The sequence below is a fragment of the Bradyrhizobium sp. USDA 327 genome, from assembly GCF_041262065.1.
Lineage (GTDB): Bacteria > Pseudomonadota > Alphaproteobacteria > Rhizobiales > Xanthobacteraceae > Bradyrhizobium > Bradyrhizobium liaoningense.
On sequence record NZ_JBGCCW010000001.1, the window covers coordinates 1,078,691 to 1,093,487 of the forward strand.

Below are 14,797 nucleotides of genomic sequence, written 5' to 3' on the forward strand. Positions count from 1 at the left end.
CGCCATGTCCAGGAAGCACCCGATCATCTCCATCACCGGCTCCTCCGGCGCCGGCACCACCTCGGTCAAGAAGACCTTCGAGCAGATATTCTTCCGCGAGAAGGTCAACGCCGCCTATATCGAGGGCGACGCCTTCCATCGCTACGACCGCGCCGAGATGCGCGCGCAAATGGCCAAGGAGGCCGAGCGCGGCAACAAGCATTTCAGCCATTTCAGCCCCGAGACCAATTTGTTCGAGGAGCTGGAGCGAGCGTTCCGCGATTACGGCGAGACCGGCACCGCGGTGACGCGGCACTATGTGCACGACGCCGAGGAATCGGCGCTGCACGGCGCAGCACCCGGCACCTTCACCGACTGGAAGCGGCTGCCGGAGAATTCGGATCTGCTGTTCTACGAGGGCCTGCACGGCGCCGTGGTCACGGACAAGGTGAATGTCGCGCGCTATGCGGATCTCAAGATCGGCGTCGTGCCCGTGATCAATCTCGAATGGATCCAGAAGCTGCACCGCGACCGCAGCGCGCGGGGCTATTCCACCGAGGCGGTCACCGACACCATTCTGCGGCGGATGCCGGACTACATCCACTACATCTGCCCGCAGTTCACCGAGACCGACATCAACTTCCAGCGCGTGCCGACGGTGGACACCTCCAACCCGTTCGTCGCGCGCTGGATTCCGACGCCGGACGAATCGATGGTCGTGATCCGCTTCAAGAACCCGCGCGGCATCGACTTCCCCTATCTGCTCTCGATGCTGCCGCAAAGCTGGATGTCCCGCGCGAACTCGATCGTGTGTCCGGGCGCGAAGCTCGACCTCGCGATGCAGTTGATCCTGACGCCGCTGATCATGCAGCTGATCGAGCGCAAGCGAAACCTGAAGTGAACGAGGAGAGAATCCGATGAACATCTCCGTCCACGCCGAAGCCGACCTCACGGCGGTCACGCACCACGATCTCGCCAACGCTGTCCGCTTCCTCGCGGTGGACGCCATCGAGACCTCGCAGTCCGGCCATCTCGGGCTGCCCATGGGCATGGCCGATGTCGCGACCGTGCTGTTCTCGCGCTTTCTGAAATTCGACTCGGCGCATCCGAACTGGCCCGACCGCGATCGCTTCGTGCTGTCGGCGGGCCACGGTTCGATGCTGCTTTATGCGCTGCTGCATCTGACCGGCGGCGATGTCAGCCTCGACGACATCAAGGCCTTCAGGCAGTGGGGCTCGAAGACGCCGGGCCATCCCGAATATGGCCATACGCCTGGTGTCGAGACCACGACGGGACCGTTGGGACAGGGCATCGCGACCGCCGTCGGCATGGCGCTCGCCGAGCGCATCGCCAATGCGCGGCATGGCGACGGCCTTGTCGATCATTTCACCTATGTCGTCGCTGGCGATGGCTGCCTGATGGAAGGCATCAGCCAGGAGGCGATCTCGCTTGCCGGCCATCTCGGGCTCGGCCGGCTGATCGTGCTGTTCGACGACAACGGCATCTCCATCGACGGCCCGACCTCCCTTGCCACCTCCGACGACCAGCTCGCGCGCTTTGCCGCCTCCGGCTGGTCGGTGCGCCGCATCGACGGCCACGATCCCGAAGCCATCGCACAGGCGATTGCGGAAGAGCGTGAAACGACGAAGCCCTCGCTGATCGCCTGCCGCACCATCATCGGCTATGGCGCGCCGGACCGGCAGGGCACCGAGAAGGCGCATGGCGCGCCGCTCGGCACCGACCAGACGGCGGCGGCGCGGCGGGCGCTTGGTTGGGACTATCAGCCCTTCGTCGTGCCGATCCCGATTCAGAAGGCCTGGCGGATGATCGGGCAGCGCGGACAGCTCGACCGTCTCGCCTGGCTCGATCGCTACGAAGCTGCAACGCCCGAGCAGCGCGATCTGTTCGTCGAGGGCAAGGCCGTGGCTCTGCCCGCCGCCTATGCGCTGGCCGCGGCGAAATTGCGCGAGCGCTTTGCCGGTGAGCGCCCAAAGCTCGCGACGCGGCAGGCCTCGCAACAGGTGCTCGACGGTATCGCCGGAACGATTCCCGGCCTTGTCGGCGGCTCGGCGGACCTGACACATTCGAACCTGACGCATGCCAAGGCGCAGACTCCGGTCAAGAGCGGTGCGTTCACCGGCGATTACATCCACTACGGTATTCGCGAGCACGGCATGGCGGCTGCGATGAACGGCCTCGCGCTGCATGGCGGCTTCATCCCGTACGGCGGCACGTTCCTCGCGTTCTCCGACTACAGCCGGCCGGCGATCCGACTTGCGGCCTTGATGCGGCTGCGCGTGATCCATGTGATGACGCACGACTCCATCGGACTCGGAGAGGATGGCCCGACGCACCAGCCGGTCGAGCATCTCGCGGCGCTGCGCGTCATTCCCAACTTGCTCGTGTTCCGGCCGGCTGATGCCGTGGAGACGCTGGAGGCCTGGGACTGCGCGCTTTCGGCGGAGCATCGTCCGTCCGTGTTGTGCCTGTCGCGGCAGGCCTTGCCGACCTTCCGCAGCGATGCGCGCGGCAAGAACCGCGTGGCGCGCGGTGCCTACCTCGTTGTCTCCCCGGACGGCGGCCGCGACGTGACATTGATGGCAACCGGCTCGGAAGTCTCGATCGCGCTGGAAGCTGCCCGCCTGCTCGCGACCGAGCACATCCGGGCGGCCGTCGTCTCCGCACCCTGCTTCGCGCTGTTCGAGGAGCAGCCGGAAGACTACCGCGCCTCCGTGCTCGGCACCGCGCCGCGCGTCGGCATCGAGGCGGCGGTGCTGGGCGACTGGCCACGCTGGATCGGCGCCGACGGCGAGTTCGTCGGCATGCGCGGCTTCGGCGCCTCGGCGCCCGCGCCGGTGCTGTACCGCGAGTTCGGCATCACGCCGCAAAGCATTGCGGAAGCGGCCCGCCGGGCGATCGCCCGCAAGAGACAATAAGGAGGACGTCCCGTGGCCCGTATCACACTTCGCCAGCTGCTCGATCATGCCGCCAGCCACGGCTATGCCGTGCCGGCGTTCAACATCAACAACATGGAGCAAGGCATCGCGATCATGCAGGCGGCGGCTGAGGTCAACGCGCCCGTCATCATCCAGGCCTCGCGCGGCGCGCGCAGCTATGCCGGCGATCTCATGCTCTCGCACATGATCGACGCGCTGGAGCGGACCTATCCGGACATCCCGCTCTGCATGCATCAGGACCACGGCAATGACGAGGCGACCTGCGCCTCGGCCATCGCCCATGGCTTCACCTCGGTGATGATGGACGGCTCTCTCAAGGCCGATGCCAAGACCGCGGCGGACTACGACTACAATGTCGCGATCACCCGCAGGGTCGTCGATCTCGCGCATTGGGTCGGCGCTTCCGTCGAAGGCGAACTCGGCGTGCTCGGCTCGCTCGAGCATGGCGGCGGCGAGCAGGAAGATGGCCATGGCGTCGAGGGCAAGGTCAGTCACGATCAGCTCCTGACCGATCCCGACCAGGCCGTCGATTTCGTTCGCGCCACCCAGGTCGATGCGCTCGCGATCGCGATGGGCACCTCGCACGGCGCCTACAAGTTCAGCCGCAAGCCGGATGGCGATATCCTGGCGATGCGGGTGGTCGAGGAGATCCACCGCCGGCTGCCAAACACCCATCTGGTCATGCACGGCTCGTCCTCGGTGCCGCAGTCGCTCCAGGACATGTTCAACCAGTTCGGCGGCGAGATGCCGCAGACCTGGGGCGTGCCGGTGGACGAGATCGTCCGCGGCATCAGGAGCGGCGTGCGCAAGGTCAATATCGACACGGATTGCCGGTTGGCGATGACCGCGGTGTTCCGGAAGGTGGCCGCGCAAACGCGCTCCGAGTTCGATCCGCGCAAGTTCCTCAAGCCCGCGATGGATGCGATGCGCGAGCTCTGCCGCGACCGCTTCGAGCAGTTCGGCACCGCGGGTCATGCCAGCAAGATCAAGGTGATTCCGATGAGCGAGATGGCGCGGCGCTATCGCGCCGGTGAGCTCGATCCGCGCATTGGCACGCGTGAGCCGGTTGCGGCCTAATCAATTCAGAGAGAAGAGCAGGAGAGAGCCATGAATGCACATGCAGGAACCGTCCGCGGCAAAGAGCGCTATCGATCGGGCACGATGGAATACGCGCGCATGGGCTATTGGGAGCCCGAGTACACGCCGAAAGACACCGACGTCATCGCACTGTTCCGCGTGACTCCACAGGAGGGCGTGGATCCGATCGAGGCTTCGGCTGCGGTGGCCGGCGAATCCTCGACCGCGACCTGGACCGTTGTGTGGACCGATCGCCTGACCGCTGCGGAGAAATATCGCGCCAAGTGCTATCGCGTCGATCCGGTCCCGGGCTCGCCCGGCTCGTATTTCGCTTATATCGCCTATGACCTCGACCTGTTCGAGCCGGGCTCGATCGCAAACCTGTCGGCCTCGATCATCGGCAATGTGTTCGGCTTCAAGCCGCTCAAGGCGCTGCGCCTGGAGGACATGCGCTTCCCCGTCGCCTATGTGAAGACGTTCCAGGGGCCGGCGACCGGCATCGTGGTCGAGCGCGAACGCCTCGACAAGTTCGGCCGGCCGCTGCTGGGCGCAACGGTGAAGCCGAAGCTCGGTCTATCCGGACGCAACTATGGCCGCGTGGTCTACGAGGCGCTGAAGGGCGGGCTCGACTTCACCAAGGACGACGAGAACATCAACTCGCAGCCCTTCATGCACTGGCGCGACCGCTTCCTCTACTGCATGGAGGCGGTGAACCGGGCGCAGGCCGCCTCCGGCGAGGTGAAGGGCACGTACCTGAACATCACCGCGGGAACGATGGAGGACATGTACGAGCGCGCGGAGTTCGCGAAGGAACTCGGGTCGTGCATCGTCATGATCGACCTCGTGATCGGCTACACCGCGATCCAGTCGATGTCCAAATGGGCGCGGCGCAACGACATGATCCTGCATCTGCATCGCGCCGGTCACTCGACCTATACGCGGCAGAAGAGCCATGGCGTGTCGTTCCGCGTCATCGCCAAATGGATGCGGCTCGCCGGTGTCGACCACATCCATGCCGGCACGGTGGTCGGCAAGCTCGAAGGCGATCCCAACACCACGCGCGGCTACTACGATGTCTGCCGCGAGGACTTCAACCCGACCAAGCTCGAGCACGGCCTGTTCTTCGACCAGTCCTGGGCGAGCCTCAACAAGATGATGCCGGTCGCCTCCGGCGGCATCCACGCCGGCCAGATGCACCAATTGCTGGATCTGCTAGGTGAGGATGTCGTGCTGCAGTTCGGCGGCGGCACCATCGGCCATCCCATGGGCATTGCGGCCGGCGCGACCGCCAATCGCGTGGCGCTGGAAGCGATGATCCTCGCCCGCAATGAGGGCCGCGACTACGTCCACGATGGGCCGGAGATCCTCGCCAGGGCGGCCCAGACCTGCACGCCGCTGAAGGCCGCGCTCGAGGTCTGGAAGGACGTCACCTTCAACTATCAATCCACCGACACGCCGGACTTCGTGCCGACGGCGCTGGAAACCGTCTGAGGAGATTTGAGATGAAACTAACTCAGGGCTGCTTCTCGTTCCTGCCCGATCTGACTGACGAGCAGATCACCAGCCAGGTGCAGTATTGCCTTGCCAACGGCTGGGCGGTGAACATCGAGTTCACCGACGATCCGCATCCTCGCAATACCTATTGGGAGATGTGGGGTCTGCCGATGTTCGATCTGCAGGACGCCGCCGGCGTGATGATGGAGCTCGCCGAGTGCCGCAGGGTGTACGGCGACCGCTACATCCGCATCAGTGGCTTCGATTCCAGCCACGGCTGGGAATCGGTGCGCATCTCTTTCCTCGTCAACCGGCCGAAGCACGAGGCGGAGTTCGAGCTGGTGCGGCAGGAAGTGGCCGGGCGCGCGATCCGCTACACCACCGTGCGAAAGCCCCCGGCCCACGCCTCTCAATAGCCGTTCTCCTCCGCGCGGAGCTCTCCCTGCTCCGCATCCTTGGCGGACCACTGCTTCGCCGCTCCCAGCGGCGAAGCTCTTTTCTTCGAGGTGCCGATGCTCGATGTTCCCCATGCAACGACGACCGAACAGAACGAGACTCGTTTCGATCTCCGCAAGGAGGCCGAAGCGGCCGGGATCACCGATACGCTGCAACAGCTCGATCAGGAGCTGATCGGGCTCAAGCCGGTGAAGGACCGCGTGCGCCAGATCGCCTCGCTGCTGCTGGTCGAACGTATCCGGCAGCGGGCCGGACTGGCCTCCGCGCCGCCGACGCTGCACATGTCGTTCACGGGCAATCCCGGCACCGGCAAGACCACGGTGGCGCTGCGCATGGCCAAGATCCTGCACGGCCTCGGCTTCGTGCGGCGCGGGCAGGTGATTTCGGTGACGCGCGACGACCTCGTCGGCCAGTATATCGGCCATACCGCGCCGAAGACCAAGGAGATCCTGAAGAAGGCGATGGGCGGCGTGTTGTTCATCGACGAGGCCTATTACCTGCATCGTCCCGACAACGAGCGCGACTATGGCCAGGAATCGATCGAGATCCTGCTTCAGGTGATGGAGAACCAGCGCGAAGACCTCGTCGTGATCCTTGCCGGCTATGGCGAGCGGATGACGAGCTTCTTCGCCTCCAATCCCGGCTTCCGCTCGCGCATCGCGCACCACGTCGAATTTCCTGACTATGCGGAAGCCGAGCTGCTCGTGATCGCTGAGTTGATGCTGAAGGAGCGCGGCTATCGCTTCTCGGCGGCCGCGCGCGAGGCTTTCGAGAAATACATTGAACTTCGCCGGGCCCAGCCGTTTTTCTCCAACGCCCGCTCGATTCGCAACGCCGTCGACCGCATTCGTCTGCGGCAGGCCGATCGCCTGGTGTCCGATCTCGACCGCATGCTCGATGTCGCCGACCTCGAAACCATTGATCCCGCGGACGTCCTTGCGAGCCGCGTCTTCAGCGGCGGCGCCGACGCGCGGAGTGCAAAGCCATGAGCGGAGACATCCTCATCGCCCCATCAATCCTGGCCGCGGATTTCGCCCGTCTCGGCGAGGAGGTCGCGGCGATCGATGCGGCCGGGGCCGACTGGATCCATTGCGACGTCATGGACGGGCATTTTGTGCCGAACATCAGTTTCGGGGCTGACGTCATCAAGGCGATCCGGCCGTTGACGAACAAGGTCTTCGACGTGCATTTGATGATCGCGCCGACCGATGCCTATCTCGAGGCGTTCGCGAAAGCCGGAGCGGACCTCATCACGGTGCACGCCGAAGCCGGCCCGCATCTCGACCGCTCGCTCCAGGCGATCCGCTCGCTCGGGAGGAAGGCTGGCGTCAGCCTTTGTCCGTCGACGCCGGAGGCGACGATCGAATACGTGCTCGACCGCATCGATCTCGTGCTGGTGATGACGGTCAATCCGGGCTTTGGCGGCCAATCTTTCATCGGGTCGCAGATCGAGAAGATCGAGCGGATCAGGACCATGATCGGCGAGCGGCCGATCCGTCTCGAAGTCGATGGCGGCGTCACGCGCGACAATGCCGCTGCCGTGGCCGCAGCAGGCGCCGATACGCTCGTCGCGGGTTCCGCCGTGTTTCGCGGCAGGGGCGCGGCTGAATATGCCGCCAATATTGCGGCCATTCGTGCCGCCGCCGAGGCCGGCCGAGTTCCCCACCTGCAAAACAGTTCTGCGCAGCGGATGCGCGTCAGTGATGGAGGCCGTAACCGGTAGACTACAGGAGGCCGAGCGTTCCTTGGCGCCATTTGGAACTTTGACCCGAGTACGCATTTCCCAGGAACGAGCCGAGCGAGGGTGGGCGCAGCGAATCTTTTGCACAATCGCCATCGGCCTGACGTAAATTAAGGCGATAACCTCGGCAGATGCGAGGGAGGGTCTCATGGAGAACGTACGTCGCTACCGGGCGCTGGCGTCCCTCTGTCGTCAGCAGGCGGCCTACCGGCCGCTCCAGACCTGGGAACTCCTTGGCCAGGCAGAACATTTCGAACACCTCGCCGAAGTCGAACTCAAGGCGCATTTCGACGCGTGCAATGTGCAACGCGACGGGGACGCTACCGCGCCCCCGCCATGGGAAGCTCCCGTCGCGGCGTAATGGCGCCAAGCCGGCTCGACTCAATGCGACATCAGCGTCGGCACTGTCATGGCCTCCAGCATGGCACGGGTGACGCCGCCGAGAACGCGCTCCTGCAACCGCGAATGGCCGTAGCCGCCCATCACCAGGAGATCGAGGCTTTCGTCGGCCGCCAGCGACAGGATGGTCGGCTGAATGTCGGCGCGCGCCGCCGACAGGCTGACCGTGCGGGTCGGCAGTCCGCGCCGGCCGAGATGTTTTGCCAGACTGCTCGCTGAAGCCTCGCCGGAGACGGCCTCGGCCTCGTTGATGGTGATGATCACGATCTCTGCGGCGCGCGCCAGGAACGTCGCTGCGTCGCGCACGGCGCGGGCAGCGAGGCGGCTGCCGTCCCAGCAGATGCCGATCCGGTTCGCCTTGAAGGCTCCACGGAAGGTGTAGGGCAGGAACAGCACCGGGCCGCCCGCCTGAAACAGGATCTCGCCCGGCACGTCGTTGTCAAACGCGCCCTGAGTCGGATCCGGCTGGACCACGATGCTGAGGTCGTGCAGTCGCGCCATCTCGCCGAGCGAGACGGCTGCATCCGCCGGGATCGCGCCGAGCGCATGGCAAGTGTAGGAGATGCCGGCGTTCGCCGCTTCGCTCCTGAACACCGCGAGCGCGGCCTCGGCCCGCTCCACGGCCCGCTCGCGCTCCAGTTCGAACACGGCCGCGACCGCCGCGCCGCCCTCCATCACGTAAGCTGCGCTGGTTGCGACATAGCCGACCGCGACCGCGTCGAGATGGGCGTTGAGGTACGACGCGAGCGAGATCGAGCCCTCGATCGCAGACCGCATGGGACGTTCGGTGGGAATGTGGACGAGAATGTCTTTGTACATGGCGCGCCTCCGGTGGACCTCATGAACGCAGTTTTTCACTGCGCGAAGCGCCCGTGTTGAGCTGCATCAAATGGGCGGCGACGATCTGCCTGCTGTGTCCGCCCTCCCGTTCTTTGCCGAGATTTAATCGAATGGACGGGACGCCGTAAGGTGGCAGCGACCATGTTGAGGGCAAGGCGACACCAGCTCAACATGGATATTTCGACATGAACGATCGCGTCAATTCCGACACCACCACGTCCCGCAAGATCTTGAGGCCGCGCCGGCTTGCGCTGCTCGGCACCGTGGCCGCGCTGGGCGTGGCCGCCCTGTCAATGGCGCCAGGCTCCGCGCCGTTCGGTACGAACTCCTTCATTGCGCGGGCTCAGGCTGCGGAAGCCGCCGCAACGCCGCCGGGCTTCGGCGATCTAGTCAGCAAGGTTAAACCCGCGGTGATCTCGGTGCGGGTCAAGATCGACCAGGACAACGACAAGACCGCGATGCTGCAGCAGAACCGGATGGATTCGGACGAGGATACGCCGTTCGACCAGTTCTCGCGTCAGTTCGGCTTCCGCTTCCCGGGCGGCATGAACGGCACGCCTCGCCAGCGCCATCAGATGATCACGGGCGAAGGCTCCGGCTTCTTCATTTCCGCCGACGGCTATGCCGTGACCAACAACCACGTCGTCGACCACGCCGAGTCCGTCCAGGTGACGATGGATGATGGCACGACCTATACTGCGAAAGTCGTCGGCACCGATCCGAAGACCGATCTCGCGCTGATCAAGGTCGATGGCAAGAAGGACTTTCCGTTCGTCAAATTCTCCGACCAGAAGCCGCGCATCGGCGACTGGGTGGTCGCGGTCGGCAATCCCTTCGGTCTTGGCGGCACTGTGACCGCCGGCATCGTGTCGGCCAGCGGCCGGGATATCGGCAATGGTCCCTATGACGATTTCATCCAGATCGATGCGCCCATCAACAAGGGCAATTCCGGCGGCCCGGCCTTCGACATGAACGGTAACGTGATCGGCGTGAACACTGCGATCTTCTCGCCCTCGGGCGGCTCGGTCGGTATCGGCTTCGACATTCCCGCCTCGACCGCCAAGCTCGTCGTCGCGCAATTGAAGGACAAGGGCGTGGTCACCCGAGGCTGGCTCGGCGTGCAGGTGCAGCCCGTGACATCGGATATTGCCGACAGCCTCGGCCTCAAGGAGGCGCGTGGGGCGATCGTCGACAATCCGCAGGATGGCAGCCCGGCGGCGAAGGCCGGCATTGAGGCGGGGGACGTCATCACCGCCGTCAACGGCACCACGATCAAGGACTCCCGCGACCTCGCGCGCACCATCGCCACCTTGGCGCCGGGCACATCCGTGAAGCTCGATGTCTTCCGCAAGGGCGACAGCAAAACGGTGACCCTGACGCTCGGCGAGTTGCCGAACGAGCGGCAAGCCAAAGGAAATGGCAATGCCGACGAGGGCAGAGGGCAGCCGAATGCCGGCACGCCGCGCCTCGGCCTCAGCCTTGCGCCCGCAGGTGACGTCCAGGGCGCGGGCCAGAAGGGTGTCGTCGTCACCGAGGTCGATCCGCAAGGGCCGGCGGCACAACGCGGCATTCAGACCGGCGACGTCATCCTCAATGTCGGCGGCAAGGCGGTCGCCAATGTCGGCGACGTCCGTTCGGAGCTGGCGCAGGCCAAATCGTCGGGCAAGCGCAGCGTGCTGTTGCAGGTGAGAAGCGCGGAGGCGACAAGATTCGTCGCAGTTCCGCTCGCGTAGAGTCGCGCGTATCGTGCGACGCAGATCAAAAAAGGCGGCCCTCAGGCCGCCTTTCCTGTTCCGCCTCGAAATTCCCGTTGGGTTATCGATAACATTCTCGTTAACACAGGAATGGTGAAGCAGTTCGTCCGAAAAAGCCGTGTTCGTTGATCACAGTTCCAGCACCGCTGCGACAAGGGAGTCGCAAGGTGGGTTGCAGTCGTGGAACTCGAACTTGCCGCCGCTTTGTGGAACTTGCCGGCGGTTCGCATTTGATCGGTGCCGACATGGTTCGATTGAAGCTCTCGCGGAGGAGTGCACTGCTCACAGCGTCATTGGTGCTCTGGGGCGGAAACGCGCTCGGGCGTGACGACGGCCGCTACGCGAACTCCCCCCTGAAACCATGGTTCGACAGTCTGCGCAGCCAGCTCGGTCCGTGCTGCTCGGATGCGGACGGATTTGCCGTCGCCGATCCCGACTGGGAGTCGCATAACGGGCGTTACCGCGTGCGTCTGGACGGGCAGTGGATCGAGGTGCCGGACGAAGCCGTCATCACCGAGCCGAACCGGGCCGGCCGCACCATGGTGTGGCCGGTGAAGACGGCGTTCGGGATTTCGATCCGTTGCTTCATGCCGGGCAGCATGATCTGAGACGGGTCAGCGTCAGCGCTTGCTGGATTTGCGCTTCGACGACTTCTTAGACGACTTGCTTGACTTAGACGATTTTCTCGACGTCTTCTTGGCACTCTTCCGCTTCGATGCCTTCTTCGGGACCTTCTTGCCCTTCTTGCGCGCCTTCGACAGTCCGATCGCGATTGCCTGCTTGCGGCTCTTCACGCGGCCGCCGCGTCCCCCGCGCCCGCTCTTCGCGGTACCCTTTTTGTAGCGCCGCATCTCGCTTTCGACATCGCTGCCGGAGCTGCGTGAGTAGCGACGTTTCTTTGCCTTACGTGCCATGCATGTTCTCCCTTGGCGAAGGAGAACCACACGGCTCAGCCATGGTTCCGGCAGCGCGTACACAACGTGCAGGCGCGCGACGCAGCCTAGAAGGAGTTCGCTAGCTCGATCTCCGCCTCCAGCGCCTGGATGCGCCGTGCGGCCTCACCGAAGGACAGGTCCCGTGCAAACTGGGCGGGCTGATAGGCCTCTTCGCTCAGCCGCTTCAGCCTGAGACCCTGCGCCCGCGTCATCTGCTCGCCAAGAAAAACCCTGGCGTCGTATTTACCCTGAACCTGCATCTGTTTTCTCCGTTCTGAAATCGTGACTTGACTATATGTTCTTATTTTGTTCTAATAAACCATGGACAACAGAATTAATGAAATTCGACGTAAAATCAGAGTCTTGAGGCTAGAAATGGCCGACGTCGAGGCGTCGGTGCGCGATCTCGTCGAGCGCGACCGCGACTGTACGGAAAGGGCCCTGGCGCAGATGGATCTGCGCCGGAGAATCAACCTCCTGATCGGCGAATGGAAGGCAGCTGGTGGCAGCGACGTTCTGCCTGACGTCCGCGACCGGGTGCGCCTTCGTCCCGCGAAGACGGGCGGCAATCCCGTGCGCGCGAGCGGGCCCCGCTGATCAGGGAGCGGGCGGTGGAAGAGGATCCGGACGCGTATCGGATTTGAAACTGCGCCCGAGTACCAAGAGAAAGGGCCCCGCAATGGGCGGAGCCCTCGATGGATTCCAGGGAGTGGCCTATTTGGTGTTGGTCATGCCGCCCTTGTTCGTCATGGTGCCACCCTGATCGGAGCCGGGGCCGGAGCCGCCTTGGCCGGAAGGATCAGCACCCTTGGAGGACTTGGTGTTGGCGCCGGTGGTCTGCGACGATGACATCGAGGATCCATGCTTGGCCTTGTGTGACTTGGCCTGCACGGCGAACGGCGCGGCGGCAAGGCCGGTTGCCAACATTACGGCGAGAGCGAGCTTGGTCGTCTTCATGCGGGAAACTCCCTGAGTTAATTTGACGCAGGCAGCCAACCGCTCTTCGCCGCAGGAGTTCCCGACAAAGCATCTCCTGCGGGTCACGCGCGCTTCAAGATTGCTTGTCCTCGTCAATGATGAAGACGACGCCAGTGAGCGTCGCACCGATCGCGAACGTCGTCACCAAGGTGAGAGTGAAGACCAGAATGGCCTGGCTTCCGCCGTTATTGAGCAGGTTGGCCACGGCTGGATTGGACAGAACCAGCATGAGGCTGAAGGTGAGGCCGAGGGCCGCGCCCATCATTGCCTGCGTCAGCAGCTTGATAAGTCCGCTGGCAGAGATCAGCTCAGACGACTTATTCGTGCGCATGGGAGTGCATCCCGAATTGGCATGCAAACACCCGCGTGATTGTCTGGTTCCATTCGGTTGAAATAATTGTCATCGCCCGCTTCATCCGACGTTCATGCCGGGCTTGCGAGGATGAGCGCCATCAAAACGGGAACATGGATATGGGTAAGGTAGTCTTTCTTTACCGCTCGCTGGCCTATCGCAACGCGGCTGCGGACATTCTGCGCAAGGCCCGCAGGCTTCCGCGCGGAGCGGAACGAAGCGCGGCGCGCCGCTACGCCAGGGCCCTGCGCGATCTCGCACGGACGGAAGCCTGGCTGGAAGGGCGGGTCCCGCGCGAACCGCGGATGGCCCAGCACATGACGAGCGCGGCGTCCGGTTAACCCGATGCGCGCTGCAATTCTGCGGAGCCGCCGCTGTCGAACTTGCCGGGTCCGGCCGTGGCCGTCTTGCGCGTCAGAGGCACCTCCAGGCGGCACAACAGGCCCTCGGCGCGCCAATCGAACTGCGCCTGTCCGCCAAGCTGGGACTCAACGCTCGCAAGCAGGCTCCGCGTACCGAAGCCGCGAGATTTCGGTGCCATGACCAGCGGACCGCCGGATTCCTCCCAGCTCAGCGTGAGCAGCTCGTCCTCGACCTGCCAGTCGATCGCGAGCCGCCCAGATCGAGTCGAAAGCGCGCCATACTTCGCCGAGTTGGTGAAGAGCTCGTGCAGCGCGAGCGCCAGCGTCTGGGCCGTCGCCGGCAGCAACTGAACCTCGGGACCCGACAATCTGATCTGGTCGCCGAGCGAATAGGGCGCAAGCTCCTCGTCGATCAGCCTGGAGAGCTCGGCGCCCTGCCAGCTCGACAGCGACAGGATGGTGTGCACGCGCGCCAGTGCATTGATGCGTCCCTCGACGGCGTTGACGTAGTCCTTGACCTCGTCCGCCCGGGTGAGGCGCACGATCGACTGCGCCAGCGCCAGCGCGTTCTTGGCGCGATGATCGACTTCCCGCGCCAGGAGATTCTGCCGCTCCTCGGCGCGTTTGCGTTCGGTGATATCGACGGTGACGCCGCTGACGCGCACCACGCGCCCGCTCTGGTCGACCGTCGCCGCCGCCGTGCCGACGCACCAGCGCACCTCGCCGTCGGGCCGCACAATGCGGAACTCAGTTTCATAGGCGCGCGTGCCCTTGTTGAATTCGGCGATCGCCTTGCGCAACTGATCGACGTCATCGGGATGCAAAAGCGCCTGGACGTTGGCCGGATTGACCTCGAAACGCTCCGCGCTGACGCCGAAGATGCGGTACTGCCCCTCGTCCCACATCCAATCGCCGCTGACCCAGTCCCAGTCCCAGGACCCCATCTTTCCGGCAGCGATCGCCATGCTGCGCCGCTGCTCGCTCTCGCGCAGCTTCGCGGTGGAGCTCTCCAGTTCCGCGGTGCGTGCGCGGACGCGGTCCTCGAGCTCGTGGTTCAGCCGTTCGAGCTCGCGCGTCTTGCGGTAGAGCTCGGCAAACACCTTGATCTTGGCGCGCAGCACCTCCGGCACGACCGGCACCGGCACGTAGTCGACAGCGCCCATCTCATAGCCGCGCAACCGGTCGATGTCGCTGACCTGGATGGCCGAGATGAAGATCATGGCGGTCTTCTGGAAACGCGGATGCTCGCGGATCATCGCGGCGAGCTCGAAGCCGTCGAGCTCGGGCATGCAGACGTCGACCAGGATCACCGCGATCTCGGTCTTGAGCAGCACCTCCAGCGCCTCTCGCCCCGAGGAGGCGATCACGAGGTTCTCGCCGAGATCCTTCAGGATCACCTCATAGGCGAGCAGCTTGGCCGGCTGATCGTCGACGAGCAGGATGTTGACCTTTTCCTGGTCCATATGCGGGCCC

At 64.5% G+C, this 14,797-nt stretch carries 18 protein-coding genes; 12 read left to right on the forward strand and 6 right to left on the reverse strand.

Features of this window, described 5'->3' with window-relative positions; translation table 11 throughout:
• Positions 1-4 precede the first annotated feature (4 nt).
• From ABIA42_RS04785 to ABIA42_RS04820, 8 genes are all read left to right on the forward strand, one after another.
• On the forward strand, positions 5-880 hold the full coding sequence (locus ABIA42_RS04785; RefSeq protein WP_271530240.1) for a phosphoribulokinase: 876 nt from the start codon (positions 5-7) through the stop codon (positions 878-880).
• 16 nt (positions 881-896) lie between these two features.
• On the forward strand, positions 897-2,915 hold the full coding sequence (gene tkt / locus ABIA42_RS04790) for a transketolase (RefSeq protein ID WP_370115192.1): 2,019 nt from the start codon (positions 897-899) through the stop codon (positions 2,913-2,915).
• A gap of 12 nt (positions 2,916-2,927) precedes the next feature.
• A complete protein-coding gene (gene fba / locus ABIA42_RS04795) occupies positions 2,928-4,013 on the forward strand; it encodes a class II fructose-bisphosphate aldolase (RefSeq protein WP_370115190.1) in 1,086 nt (361 codons plus the stop codon).
• 30 nt (positions 4,014-4,043) lie between these two features.
• A complete protein-coding gene (locus ABIA42_RS04800) occupies positions 4,044-5,504 on the forward strand; it encodes a form I ribulose bisphosphate carboxylase large subunit (protein WP_370115188.1) in 1,461 nt (486 codons plus the stop codon).
• 11 nt (positions 5,505-5,515) lie between these two features.
• The gene (locus tag ABIA42_RS04805; protein ID WP_271530235.1) at positions 5,516-5,923 is read left to right on the forward strand and encodes a ribulose bisphosphate carboxylase small subunit; all 408 of its coding nucleotides are present in this window, start codon (positions 5,516-5,518) and stop codon (positions 5,921-5,923) included.
• A 96-nt stretch (positions 5,924-6,019) separates the two neighbouring features.
• A complete protein-coding gene (cbbX, locus tag ABIA42_RS04810) occupies positions 6,020-6,952 on the forward strand; it encodes a CbbX protein (RefSeq protein WP_370115186.1) in 933 nt (310 codons plus the stop codon).
• Entirely contained in the window at positions 6,949-7,686 is a 738-nt protein-coding gene (gene rpe, locus ABIA42_RS04815) for a ribulose-phosphate 3-epimerase (RefSeq protein WP_271530233.1), read from the forward strand. Before cbbX ends, rpe begins: the two co-directional genes overlap by 4 nt.
• Positions 7,687-7,852: 166 nt before the next feature.
• Positions 7,853-8,065 (forward strand): hypothetical protein, encoded by a 213-nt coding sequence (locus ABIA42_RS04820; protein WP_028176951.1) that lies wholly within the window; start codon positions 7,853-7,855, stop codon positions 8,063-8,065.
• A gap of 20 nt (positions 8,066-8,085) precedes the next feature.
• Here ABIA42_RS04820 and ABIA42_RS04825 read toward each other — a convergent pair whose 3' ends face one another.
• Entirely contained in the window at positions 8,086-8,922 is an 837-nt protein-coding gene (locus ABIA42_RS04825; RefSeq protein ID WP_370115183.1) for a universal stress protein, read from the reverse strand.
• A gap of 206 nt (positions 8,923-9,128) precedes the next feature.
• Between ABIA42_RS04825 and ABIA42_RS04830 the strand changes: the two genes are divergently transcribed.
• Both ABIA42_RS04830 and ABIA42_RS04835 read left to right on the forward strand, forming a co-directional pair.
• Positions 9,129-10,676, forward strand: coding sequence for a Do family serine endopeptidase (locus ABIA42_RS04830; RefSeq protein WP_370115181.1), 1,548 nt, complete (start codon positions 9,129-9,131; stop codon positions 10,674-10,676).
• A 266-nt stretch (positions 10,677-10,942) separates the two neighbouring features.
• Positions 10,943-11,305, forward strand: a complete 363-nt coding sequence (locus tag ABIA42_RS04835) for a hypothetical protein (RefSeq protein WP_271530230.1) — start codon at positions 10,943-10,945, stop codon at positions 11,303-11,305.
• Between the two features lie 12 nt (positions 11,306-11,317).
• Here the strand turns inward: ABIA42_RS04835 and ABIA42_RS04840 are convergent, their stop codons facing one another.
• Together ABIA42_RS04840 and ABIA42_RS04845 are read right to left on the reverse strand one after the other, a co-directional pair.
• A complete protein-coding gene (locus ABIA42_RS04840; protein ID WP_028176955.1) occupies positions 11,318-11,611 on the reverse strand; it encodes a DUF6496 domain-containing protein in 294 nt (97 codons plus the stop codon).
• 86 nt (positions 11,612-11,697) lie between these two features.
• A complete protein-coding gene (locus tag ABIA42_RS04845; protein WP_028176956.1) occupies positions 11,698-11,892 on the reverse strand; it encodes a DUF3072 domain-containing protein in 195 nt (64 codons plus the stop codon).
• A gap of 115 nt (positions 11,893-12,007) precedes the next feature.
• On the opposite strand from ABIA42_RS04845, the gene ABIA42_RS04850 reads away from it, so the two are divergent.
• Positions 12,008-12,229 (forward strand): hypothetical protein, encoded by a 222-nt coding sequence (locus ABIA42_RS04850; protein WP_271530229.1) that lies wholly within the window; start codon positions 12,008-12,010, stop codon positions 12,227-12,229.
• Between the two features lie 117 nt (positions 12,230-12,346).
• Here the strand turns inward: ABIA42_RS04850 and ABIA42_RS04855 are convergent, their stop codons facing one another.
• Together ABIA42_RS04855 and ABIA42_RS04860 are read right to left on the reverse strand one after the other, a co-directional pair.
• Complete coding sequence (locus ABIA42_RS04855; RefSeq protein ID WP_028176958.1) at positions 12,347-12,589, reverse strand: hypothetical protein; 243 nt, start codon at positions 12,587-12,589, stop codon at positions 12,347-12,349.
• A gap of 94 nt (positions 12,590-12,683) precedes the next feature.
• Positions 12,684-12,941: a hypothetical protein gene (locus ABIA42_RS04860; RefSeq protein ID WP_271530228.1), complete on the reverse strand. Its 258-nt coding sequence runs from the start codon at positions 12,939-12,941 to the stop codon at positions 12,684-12,686.
• Between the two features lie 140 nt (positions 12,942-13,081).
• On the opposite strand from ABIA42_RS04860, the gene ABIA42_RS04865 reads away from it, so the two are divergent.
• Positions 13,082-13,303 carry a hypothetical protein gene (locus ABIA42_RS04865; protein ID WP_271530227.1) on the forward strand — a complete coding sequence of 74 codons (222 nt, stop codon included), beginning with the start codon at positions 13,082-13,084 and terminating at the stop codon, positions 13,301-13,303.
• On the opposite strand, the gene ABIA42_RS04870 is transcribed toward ABIA42_RS04865, so the two are convergent.
• Entirely contained in the window at positions 13,300-14,787 is a 1,488-nt protein-coding gene (locus ABIA42_RS04870) for an HWE histidine kinase domain-containing protein (RefSeq protein WP_370115177.1), read from the reverse strand. The genes ABIA42_RS04865 and ABIA42_RS04870 overlap by 4 nt on opposite strands.
• Between the last annotated feature and the right edge of the window lie 10 nt (positions 14,788-14,797).

What these genes read in the sequence shown, in the direction of transcription:
- ABIA42_RS04785 (WP_271530240.1), top strand. Translation starts at nt 5, where the DNA reads ATGTCCAGGAAGCACCCGATCATCTCCATCACCGGCTCCTCCGGCGCC.
- tkt (WP_370115192.1), top strand. Translation starts at nt 897, where the DNA reads ATGAACATCTCCGTCCACGCCGAAGCCGACCTCACGGCGGTCACGCAC.
- ABIA42_RS04800 (WP_370115188.1), top strand. Translation starts at nt 4,044, where the DNA reads ATGAATGCACATGCAGGAACCGTCCGCGGCAAAGAGCGCTATCGATCG.
- ABIA42_RS04805 (WP_271530235.1), top strand. Translation starts at nt 5,516, where the DNA reads ATGAAACTAACTCAGGGCTGCTTCTCGTTCCTGCCCGATCTGACTGAC.
- cbbX (WP_370115186.1), top strand. Translation starts at nt 6,020, where the DNA reads ATGCTCGATGTTCCCCATGCAACGACGACCGAACAGAACGAGACTCGT.
- rpe (WP_271530233.1), top strand. Translation starts at nt 6,949, where the DNA reads ATGAGCGGAGACATCCTCATCGCCCCATCAATCCTGGCCGCGGATTTC.
- ABIA42_RS04820 (WP_028176951.1), top strand. Translation starts at nt 7,853, where the DNA reads ATGGAGAACGTACGTCGCTACCGGGCGCTGGCGTCCCTCTGTCGTCAG.
- ABIA42_RS04825 (WP_370115183.1), bottom strand. Translation starts at nt 8,922, where the DNA reads ATGTACAAAGACATTCTCGTCCACATTCCCACCGAACGTCCCATGCGG.
- ABIA42_RS04830 (WP_370115181.1), top strand. Translation starts at nt 9,129, where the DNA reads ATGAACGATCGCGTCAATTCCGACACCACCACGTCCCGCAAGATCTTG.
- ABIA42_RS04835 (WP_271530230.1), top strand. Translation starts at nt 10,943, where the DNA reads ATGGTTCGATTGAAGCTCTCGCGGAGGAGTGCACTGCTCACAGCGTCA.
- ABIA42_RS04840 (WP_028176955.1), bottom strand. Translation starts at nt 11,611, where the DNA reads ATGGCACGTAAGGCAAAGAAACGTCGCTACTCACGCAGCTCCGGCAGC.
- ABIA42_RS04845 (WP_028176956.1), bottom strand. Translation starts at nt 11,892, where the DNA reads ATGCAGGTTCAGGGTAAATACGACGCCAGGGTTTTTCTTGGCGAGCAG.
- ABIA42_RS04850 (WP_271530229.1), top strand. Translation starts at nt 12,008, where the DNA reads ATGGCCGACGTCGAGGCGTCGGTGCGCGATCTCGTCGAGCGCGACCGC.
- ABIA42_RS04855 (WP_028176958.1), bottom strand. Translation starts at nt 12,589, where the DNA reads ATGAAGACGACCAAGCTCGCTCTCGCCGTAATGTTGGCAACCGGCCTT.
- ABIA42_RS04860 (WP_271530228.1), bottom strand. Translation starts at nt 12,941, where the DNA reads ATGCGCACGAATAAGTCGTCTGAGCTGATCTCTGCCAGCGGACTTATC.
- ABIA42_RS04865 (WP_271530227.1), top strand. Translation starts at nt 13,082, where the DNA reads ATGGGTAAGGTAGTCTTTCTTTACCGCTCGCTGGCCTATCGCAACGCG.
- ABIA42_RS04870 (WP_370115177.1), bottom strand. Translation starts at nt 14,787, where the DNA reads ATGGACCAGGAAAAGGTCAACATCCTGCTCGTCGACGATCAGCCGGCC.